This is a genomic window from Pantoea sp. E956-1 (genome assembly GCF_982223955.1).
This window is the reverse complement of sequence record NZ_CEUYZP010000106.1, coordinates 1-390: the sequence shown is the minus strand read 5'-3', so window position 1 is coordinate 390 and position 390 is coordinate 1. Positions and strand designations below refer to the sequence as shown.

Sequence of the window (390 nt, the reverse complement as noted above, 5' to 3'; positions counted from 1 at the left end):
AGCCGTCGGCATTGGCATCGGTCAGCGACACGTAGTAATCGAAATCGCCCAGCACTTGCCCGGAGCTGACCTGGCGCTGCTGATAGCCATGGCTGCCGGTGGCGTAACGCACTTGCAGTTTCGGCGCGGTGTAACCGGTGTGGCTGACGTAATCGATAGCGCCGCCCAGCGCCAGCACGCCGCGATCGAAACCGTTGGCGCCGCGCAGCACTTCGACATGGTCGACCCACAACGGCTCGAGCAATTCATACGGCGTGCCGCCGGGGCCGGTGAGGGGCAAGCCATCCAGCATCGTGTACAGCCCCGAGGCGTGGGCGCCGGGCGCGCGGTTGATGCCTGAACCACGGATGGAAATCTTCACGCCTTCATTGCCCGCCGACTGTGCATACA

1 protein-coding gene is annotated in these 390 nt (G+C 64.4%); it reads right to left on the bottom strand.

Annotated features, from left to right (window positions below):
• A partial coding sequence (locus tag AC0T7J_RS25480) for a TonB-dependent receptor plug domain-containing protein (RefSeq protein WP_473798601.1) occupies positions 1–390 on the bottom strand: 390 nt, incomplete at both ends.